The 6,632-nt window shown below is 65.0% G+C and carries 7 protein-coding genes; 6 read left to right on the top strand and 1 reads right to left on the bottom strand.

Annotation, left to right across the window (positions count from 1 at the left end; translation table 11 throughout):
* The first annotated feature begins 512 nt into the window (after positions 1-512).
* The 6 genes from DDZ14_RS15105 to uraH all read left to right on the top strand — a co-directional run bounded on the left by DDZ14_RS15105 (position 513) and on the right by uraH (position 5,646).
* Positions 513-1,301 carry a hypothetical protein gene (locus DDZ14_RS15105; RefSeq protein ID WP_109425807.1) on the top strand — a complete coding sequence of 263 codons (789 nt, stop codon included), beginning with the start codon at positions 513-515 and terminating at the stop codon, positions 1,299-1,301.
* A 2-nt stretch (positions 1,302-1,303) separates the two neighbouring features.
* On the top strand, positions 1,304-1,546 hold the full coding sequence (locus tag DDZ14_RS15100; RefSeq protein ID WP_109425806.1) for a hypothetical protein: 243 nt from the start codon (positions 1,304-1,306) through the stop codon (positions 1,544-1,546).
* Positions 1,547-2,028: 482 nt separating this feature from the next.
* The gene (locus tag DDZ14_RS15095; RefSeq protein ID WP_146193157.1) at positions 2,029-2,268 is read left to right on the top strand and encodes a hypothetical protein; all 240 of its coding nucleotides are present in this window, start codon (positions 2,029-2,031) and stop codon (positions 2,266-2,268) included.
* 306 nt (positions 2,269-2,574) lie between these two features.
* Positions 2,575-3,735, top strand: a complete 1,161-nt coding sequence (gene rnd / locus DDZ14_RS15090) for a ribonuclease D (RefSeq protein ID WP_109425804.1) — start codon at positions 2,575-2,577, stop codon at positions 3,733-3,735.
* 83 nt (positions 3,736-3,818) lie between these two features.
* Positions 3,819-4,985 carry a CynX/NimT family MFS transporter gene (locus tag DDZ14_RS15085; RefSeq protein ID WP_109425803.1) on the top strand — a complete coding sequence of 389 codons (1,167 nt, stop codon included), beginning with the start codon at positions 3,819-3,821 and terminating at the stop codon, positions 4,983-4,985.
* Positions 4,986-5,280: 295 nt separating this feature from the next.
* Complete coding sequence (gene uraH / locus DDZ14_RS15080) at positions 5,281-5,646, top strand: hydroxyisourate hydrolase (protein WP_109425802.1); 366 nt, start codon at positions 5,281-5,283, stop codon at positions 5,644-5,646.
* Here uraH and DDZ14_RS15075 read toward each other — a convergent pair.
* Complete coding sequence (locus tag DDZ14_RS15075; RefSeq protein WP_109425801.1) at positions 5,631-6,563, bottom strand: LysR family transcriptional regulator; 933 nt, start codon at positions 6,561-6,563, stop codon at positions 5,631-5,633. The genes uraH and DDZ14_RS15075 overlap by 16 nt on opposite strands.
* Positions 6,564-6,632 lie beyond the last annotated feature (69 nt).

Raw genomic sequence — 6,632 nt, 5'->3', positions numbered from 1 at the left:
TGCCCGACAAGCACCTCAACCTGCCTCAGTTTCGTGACAATCTCCTCAGGCTTGTGCCGCTTCGTAGCCATTCCGGTCCTCCGTTTTCCTAAACATTACGGCGGACCACTTTAGTGGGGGAAGATCAGGCAGGCGGGGGTTCACAAAAGAGCGGAACCATTTCGTAGATACGTGCGCCGGTCTCTTTGTTCTCCGCAACTCTGGGTTCTCAAAGACCAAGACCGAGGAAAAGATCGTCGGCTGGGAGCGCCCTTGGTACGTCTCCGAAGACCCCCGCGCCAATCTCCCTAAACCGATTACCGAAAAGACGGCCAAGACGGTACGTCTCGACCATAGCAAGGCTGGACGCATCGTCCGGGCCATCGGCAAGGAACTGCGATCTTCTGTCGAACACGCGATGGACCGCACATGGCTTTCCGACCACCGCCTTCTTCAGAGGGCAAGCGAGGCGCTGGGCCTCGACAATTACCAAACCACCAGCATCCAAGATCATTTTGAAAGGAATTAAAGCAATGACCAATGCAATCGACGCCGCAGGGAACGTGGTTCCCCACGCCTCCGACAACCTCACCGAAGACAACCAGATGGGTTTCTCCTACCGCGACATTACGGCAGAGGAACGGGCCAAGGGCCACTTCTCCACAGCGACCACCTACATTGACGATGCCGAGGCCAACAACAATCCCTCTGTCGTCACGCGGGATGGTTCCCGCCAGCATGTGCCCAACGGGGACTACCAGCCCAGCGACCTTCTGATGATCGACGGAATGGAAGTGACCTATGAAATGGCAACCTCTCTTGGGTTGGTCAAAGGTGACACCTTCAGTACACCCGAGGACGTATTCAGGGCCGGTGCCGAGAACCAGGACGACCACGGCGAACCCGAGGACACCCGCCCGGAAGCCGCAAGGTTGCTCAGCGACCAACTTCAGTTGGCACTGGGTGCTGATGCTGCCCCCGCTGCACTCGAAACCTTCGGCATGGATATTGTCGAGAATGGCGAGATCGGTGAGGCCGGTTTCCAGTTCGCTGCCGACAAACTCGGGATGCCCGAAAAGGCGGTCAGGGAAATCTACTCCGACATGCAGGAGACGGGATCGCAGATCATGTCCGACTTCATGGAAACGGGGGACGGGTTCGGCGCTAACCGCATGGCGTTCCTTGTCGAGAAGGCCGAAAGCGGGAACCAGAAGGAGCAAGCCATCATTCGCAACCTCTGGTTCATGGCAGCTACCGGCAAGCTGTCCCGAACGGATGCAGCCGAAGCGTTCGACTACCTCTATAAGCCCTACGAGGCGTGATCATGGGGCAGCGCAAGTCCAAGAACGATAACGCAACCCGCGCCGACCTTGAGCGTCTCAATGGCCTCCTGATCCGCGCCTTGATCAAGAAGCTGGAAACAGATGAGGCCACGGCTACCGACATTGGGAACGCGGTGAAGGTCGTCACGTCCCACCGGGTGCAACCCGTGGAACCTGAAGGTCACCTTGCGTACTCGGCGCAGATACCGGATAGCGATCTGGATTTTCCATTTCCGGTAGAATGACCGCCTAAAGGGTCAGAGACGAAATGGCGGCGATCCTCTCGGAGTGGGAGGACCGCCGCGCACGTCATGCAATGACATACTCCTACCACTCACAAGACTCACTCCCCTCACTCGTTACGCTGACGATTTTGCCCGTTCGGCGTGACGAGACTCTGACGCCATGCCGTCTTCTATAGGGAGAAAATGTACCGATCTGCATCCAATTGTGTCCCGGCAGTTCTGGCGGCAAAGACCTTCAAGGAGATGAAGCCATAGACAACAAAATCACGCCTGTCTCTCAGACTCACGGAGGGGATTCAGGAGCGCCTGTAGCCCTTCCGGAGTCTCAGCCTACCCAAAACGCCTTAACGCCGCTCAGCACCTCTGTGAGCGCCGCAGCGCCCCTCCATATCCTCGGACCCGAATTGTTCAATGAAGCACTCTCGGAGCTGTTCAAGACCCAGCGGGGCAGGGATGAGTCCCAGTCCAAGGGGACGATCTTCATGGCCGGTCTTCCCTTTCTGTTCCGCGATGCCAAGGCACGGGCTTGGTATGTCTATCAGAGCATCGTCGGGCTGACCTGGCCGTGCACCTACGACCAACTCAGGCGGGACGGGTTGCGCCGTGGGTTCGAGGACGGGTGGGCCGATGGTTCGCTCTCGTTCCTCTCGGACGTGCCTCTGAAAGATGTTGACCTGTACCGCGAATTGATTTCCTCGGATGCGTCGGGAGACGGACTCTGATCCGCCGAAGTAACTGTAACACTTGACTTGGAAAAAACGTAACAATACACAGGCGGTATCGGACGAAGAAACCTGAGAAAACCTATAGTTTTCTGGTGGTTGCCCTAGGTTCCCCGATTGTTACAGGGGGTATACTTCGAGTCTCTCTGGGGGCACCATCCGGAGGTCTTGCTATCACGGAAACGGCCCCGTGGCGCGGGGCTGCGCGGATTGTCGGGCGCCCGCCCTTTCCAAACCGCGCGCCATCGCCTAAGACGTGCGGACCCGTGGGATAATCCTGCGGGGCGTTCATGAATAATGGTCCGAATGCGAACACTTACCACCACTGACGAGTTGGCCGAGTTCTGCCGGCGCGCCGCCGCCCAGCCCTATGTAACTGTCGATACCGAGTTCCTGCGGGAACGGACCTACTACTCCAAGCTCTGCCTGATCCAGCTTGCCCTGCCGGGCGAGGACGACGCCGACGCGGTGCTCGTCGACCCCATCGAGGGGACGGAGATGTCGCTCGACCCGCTCTATGCGTTGATGCGCGACAAGTCCGTGGTCAAGGTCTTCCACGCCGCGCGACAGGATCTGGAGATATTCTTCATCGAGGGCGGGGTCATTCCCGATCCGCTTTTCGACACGCAGGTGGCGGCGATGGTCTGCGGCTTCGGCGAGCAGGCGGGTTACGAGACGCTGGTACGCCGGATCGTCAAGGCGCCGCTCGACAAGACCTCGCGTTTCACGGACTGGAGCCGCCGGCCGCTGACCGACGCACAGAAGAGCTATGCGCTGGCCGATGTGACCCATCTGCGCGGCATCTACGAATATCTCTCCGAGCGGCTGGAGCGCACCGGACGCAAGGCCTGGGTCGAGGAGGAACTGAAGATCCTCACCGATCCCGAAACCTATATCTCGCGGCCCGAGGAGGCCTGGAAGCGCCTGAAAACCCGCAGCAATTCCAGCCGGTTCCTGGCCGTGGTGCGCGAGTTGGCGAAGTTCCGCGAGGCCCATGCGCAGGCCGAGAATATCCCGCGCAACCGGGTCTTGAAGGACGACGCGTTGCTGGAGCTGGCCTCGACCCGGCCGCGCACGCCCGCCGATCTGGGCAAGTCGCGGCTTCTCTTGCGCGAGGCGCGGCGCGGCGCGATTGCCGAGGGTATCCTGGCGGCGGTGGAGGCGGGCGTGAACTGCCCCGCCGACGACCTGCCCAAACCCCCGCGCGAGCGTGAACGCGGTGCCGTCGATCCGGGGCTTGCCGACCTGCTGCGCGTGCTCCTGAAGGCAAAGGCCGAGGCCGCGGGCGTGGCGCAGAAGCTCATCGCCACCTCCGCCGATCTCGACGATATCGCCTCCGGCCAGCGCGACGGACCCGCGCTGAGCGGCTGGCGGCTGGAGGTCTTCGGGCGCGACGCGCTGCGGCTCTGCGCGGGCGAGGTGGCGCTGTCGTCGGACGGCAAGGGCGTGACCATCGTCGAGCTTTGAGCCCCCGATCAACGCGGTTCCCCGGTACCTCGAACTGAGCTAGCCTGCGACGATCACGGAGGCGCAGGGGGAGGGGCGGCCCGATGACGAACCGCTGGTCCATCCTGGCTGTGCTTTTCTTCGCGCGCCTGACAATGGCTTTCCAGTTCCAGTCGGTGGCGGCGCTCTCGCCACTGGTGGCCGGGCACTACGGTGCCTCGCTGGCCGATACCGGGCTGCTGATCGGGCTCTACCTGGCACCCGGCGTGGCGCTGGCCATTCCCGGCGGCGCGATGTCGGCGCGTATCGGGGACAAGACGCTGGTGGCCCTGGGGATGGTCCTGATGCTGGCCGGCGCGCTGGCTGCGAGCCTGACCCCGGCCTGGGAGATCGTGCTGGCGGGCCGGGTTCTGGCAGGCACTGGCGGGGTGATCCTGAATGTCCTGATGACCAAGATGGTGACCGACTGGTTCGCGGGGCGCGAGATCTCCACCGCGATGGGCATCTACGTGAATTCCTGGCCGGTGGGCATCGCACTGGCACTCGTGCTGCTTCCGGGCATCGGCGCGCCGCTCGGGCTTGGCACGGCCTGGGGCGCGGTTGCGGCGCTGGTGGGGCTGGGGCTTGCCGCCTTCCTGCTGGGGTACCGCCCGCCCGCCGCTGCGCCGCGCCCGGCAACGGGGATGGCGGGCGTTCCGCTGCCGCTTCTCGCGATCTGCCTGGCGGGCGCGATCTGGGCGCTCTACAACGCCGCGCTGGCGATGGTCTTCAGCTTCGGCCCGGCGCTGCTGGCCGCGCGGGGCTGGCCGTTGGCGAGCGCCGGGGCGACGACCAGTCTGGTGCTCTGGCTGGTGGCTGTCTCGATCCCGCTGGGCGGGCTGATAGCCGACCGGACCGGGCGCCGCGACGCGGTGCTGGCCGTCGGGCTGGGGGGCTTCGCGTTGCTGCTGGCCGGCGCGCCATTCATGCCCGACGCAATGGTGCCCGCGGGCTTCGCCCTGATGGGGTTTCTGGCGGGGCTGCCCGCGGGGCCGGTCATGGGCCTGCCGTCGCTGGTGCTGGGGCCGCGGACCCGCGCACTGGGCATGGGGGTCTTCTTCACGCTCTACTACGCCGCGATCATGGCGGCACCGGTCGTGGCCGGAGCGACGGCGGATCGGCTGGGCGACGTCCGCGTCACCTTCCTGATGGGCGCGCTGATGCTACTGGCCTGCCTGGCCGCGCAACTGGCCTTCTTGCGGCGCGCGCGGCCCGCGCCCGCGGCGCCCTAGCGCGCGTTGAAATCCTGAACATAAGCGGTGACGATAGCCCTCGCGGTCCCTGGCACGGTCGGTGATGTGCCGCGGGTCGGCGCCCCGGCGTGGCCGCGGCCCGCTTGGCTACTGTTTCTGGCTCCGGCGTAGAGCGTGAGCCACCGCGCGCCACGTCACGGACGGCATGCGGTGGCGAGGTGCCGGCCACGGTGTGCGCGGGGCAATGGACCCACCTCCGCGCGGGGCCGTATGTTGCGGATCAGATGCAGGCCGCTCTAGGCTCGCGTCATTGGAACCGCCGATGGAGGAGTGAATGGCCGGCAGCACTGGATTTCTGACGACCCATGTCCTGGACACCGCCCGCGGGGTGCCGGCGGCGGGCATCCGTGTCACCCTCCACCGGCTCACGGGCATGGGGCGCGACTGGCTGGCGGAGATGGTGACGAACGACGACGGGCGCACCGAGAGCCCGATCCTGCCGGAGGAGAGTTTCGCGCCGGGCAGCTACGAACTGGAATTCGATGTCGGGCAATATCTCAACCGCCTCGAGATCGAGACGGGCAATCCGCGTTTCCTGGACATCGTGCCGATCCGCTTCGGCATTTCCGACGCGGACGTGCATTACCACGTGCCGCTGCTGGTTTCGCCCTATGGCTACGCCACCTATCGCGGGAGCTGAGCGAGCGCCTCGCGGGCGCGCAACTCCTCGCGGCAGCGGGCGATCATGAAGTCGATGAAGACCCGGATCTTGGTGTCCTGGAGCCGGCGGTGTGGATAGAGGCAGGCCAACTGGATCGGGGTCGGCGGCGTGGCCTCGGCCACCGGGACGAGCCGCCCCTCGGCCAGGTGTTCGGCCACCTCGAAGACCGCCTTGTTGGCGATGCCGCGCCCGTCGAGCGCCCACATCGTCAGCACGTCGCCATCGTCGGATTCGAACGGGCCCGTCACCTCGAACCGGACCGGGCCCTCGGGCGTGGAGAGCTGCCACTGGAACTCCGGCTGGCCCGGAAAGCGCAGCAGCAGGCAGGCATGGCGGTCGGCGACCAGCGCATGGCCGTCTGCGGGGGCGCCGTGACGCGCCACGTAGTCGGGCGAGGCACAGAGGATGCGTGGGCATTCCGCCACCAGGCGCAGCTTGAGATTGCTGTCCTCGGGCACCCCGAGGATGAAGGCCACGTCGAGCCCCTCGGCCGCGATGTCCAGCTTGCGGTCCGACAGCCGCAGCCGCACGTCGATATCCGGATAGGTATCCTTGAAGGCGGGGACATGGGGCGCGATGAAGCGCCGCCCCACGCCCAGCGGTGCGGCCACGAAGATCGAACCGCGCGGGTTATGCGCCACGTCGGCGACGGCGGCCTCGGCCTCCTCGATCGCTTCGACGATCCTGCTGGCGCCCTCGTAGAAGATGCGCCCGTGCTCGGTGGCCTGGAGCGTCCGGGTCGTTCGGTTGAAGAGCCGCACGCCCAGATGCTTCTCCAACTCCGCAATCCGGCTCGACGCCACCGCGGGCGACACCCGCTGATCGCGCGCCGCCGCCGACATGGAGCCGAGGTCGAAGACGCGCAGGAACATGCGGATGTTGTTGACATAGGACATGACTGCGAAGCTTAGGCGCAGTTTCCCGCTGCGCAAAGCCCCTTGCGCGCTTGAGCCCCGCGCGGCGGC

Origin of the sequence: Maritimibacter sp. 55A14 (assembly GCF_003122205.1) — a bacterium.
Lineage (GTDB): Bacteria > Pseudomonadota > Alphaproteobacteria > Rhodobacterales > Rhodobacteraceae > QEYE01.
This window is presented reverse-complemented; position numbering and strand designations above follow the sequence as displayed.

Bases quoted from the DNA above. Each gene is read 5' to 3' on its own strand.
- DDZ14_RS15105 (WP_109425807.1), top strand. From the start codon at position 513: ATGACCAATGCAATCGACGCCGCAGGGAACGTGGTTCCCCACGCCTCC.
- rnd (WP_109425804.1), top strand. From the start codon at position 2,575: ATGCGAACACTTACCACCACTGACGAGTTGGCCGAGTTCTGCCGGCGC.
- DDZ14_RS15085 (WP_109425803.1), top strand. From the start codon at position 3,819: ATGACGAACCGCTGGTCCATCCTGGCTGTGCTTTTCTTCGCGCGCCTG.
- DDZ14_RS15075 (WP_109425801.1), bottom strand. From the start codon at position 6,563: ATGTCCTATGTCAACAACATCCGCATGTTCCTGCGCGTCTTCGACCTC.
- DDZ14_RS15095 (WP_146193157.1), top strand. From the start codon at position 2,029: ATGGCCGGTCTTCCCTTTCTGTTCCGCGATGCCAAGGCACGGGCTTGG.
- uraH (WP_109425802.1), top strand. From the start codon at position 5,281: ATGGCCGGCAGCACTGGATTTCTGACGACCCATGTCCTGGACACCGCC.
- DDZ14_RS15100 (WP_109425806.1), top strand. From the start codon at position 1,304: ATGGGGCAGCGCAAGTCCAAGAACGATAACGCAACCCGCGCCGACCTT.